The sequence below is a fragment of the Nodosilinea sp. LEGE 07298 genome, from assembly GCF_015207265.1.
Lineage (GTDB): Bacteria > Cyanobacteriota > Cyanobacteriia > Phormidesmidales > Phormidesmidaceae > Nodosilinea.
In genome coordinates this window covers 1-1,206 of the sequence record NZ_JADEXE010000593.1, presented here as the reverse complement: position 1 = coordinate 1,206, position 1,206 = coordinate 1, and the positions used below count along the sequence as shown (strand labels likewise).

The window sequence follows — 1,206 nt, the reverse complement described above, 5'->3', positions numbered from 1 at the left end:
GTGCCCACCCTTGTATCTTAAAAAGTGTGGCAGACCGTCCCACCCTAGGTTAAGCAAACCGTGTGTAGCTTGGGTCGCCGCACCTTTCAGGATAAAACTCGAAAAATCGCCAGGAGCCTGTGACTCCGTATCGAGCAAGGACGAGTTTAGCTCAGAAGGTACTCATTCAAGGTGGAGATAACCATGAACGACATATCAGAGGATCGGCAATGGATTGGCATCGACGTCTCGAAGCGGTGCTTGGATGTCTACATTCGTCCGTTAGGGCGTGCCCTTCAGGTGACCAACAGTGAGTTGGGCCTAGTCGAGCTGCGCCAACAACTCAATGGCTTAGTCATTGGGTTAATCGTGCTGGAAGCGACTGGAGGCTATCAGACCCTAGCGGCGCGAACGTTGATGGAGCAAGGGTATCCGACGGTGGTGGTGAATCCGCGTCAAGTGCGCGACTTTGCCAAAGCGACGGGACGTTTAGCCAAAACGGACAAAATTGATGCTGAGGTGCTGGCGCATTTTGCCGATGCCATTCGCCCGGAAGTGCGGGCAATGGCGAGTGAAGACGGTCAACGGCTCCAGGCCTTGGTCACTCGACGTCAACAACTCGTCGAGATGCGCAGTGCCGAAAAGACCCGCCAGCGCACAGCACGCCCCACCGTACAGGCCAACATTGACACCCACATCGAGTGGTTGGATGAGCAGATCAAGGCCCTTGATAGCGATATTGAGGCGTTGATTCAACAGAGTGAGCAGTGGCAGCGCACCCGTGACCTGCTCACCAGCGTCCCCGGTCTAGGGCCTGCCACCATTGGGGTACTGGTGTCGCAGTTACCCGAACTGGGACGACTGCCCGCTAAACCTTTAGCCAGCCTCTGCGGTCTCGCGCCGATGAATCGCGATAGTGGCCAGATGCGCGGCAAACGCCAAATTGTCGGGGGTCGCGCGGCGGTACGCACCGCACTGTATATGGCGACCCTGGTCGCCACCCGGCATAATCCGGTGATTCGAACGTTCTATCAGCAATTGCTCCAACGGGGTAAGCCCAAAAAGGTCGCCTTGATTGCCTCGATGCGCAAGCTGCTGACCATCCTCAATGCCATGGTGGCCCATGACACCTTATGGCAAGCCCCAGCTTGCTCTCTGCCGCCAGCCGCCACCCCCGTGGCAGCTACTACATAGCAGGGTGAGCTTGACGATCAAGATAATCGCTAC

Annotated in this window: 1 protein-coding gene; it reads left to right on the top strand. The window is 57.0% G+C overall.

Annotation, left to right across the window (positions count from 1 at the left end):
• Window positions 1-183: 183 nt before the first annotated feature.
• Window positions 184-1,173, top strand: a complete 990-nt coding sequence (locus tag IQ273_RS33285) for an IS110 family transposase (protein WP_194027337.1) — start codon at window positions 184-186, stop codon at window positions 1,171-1,173.
• The last annotated feature ends 33 nt before the right edge of the window (window positions 1,174-1,206 follow it).

Bases quoted from the DNA above. Each gene is read 5' to 3' on its own strand.
- IQ273_RS33285 (WP_194027337.1), top strand. From the start codon at position 184: ATGAACGACATATCAGAGGATCGGCAATGGATTGGCATCGACGTCTCG.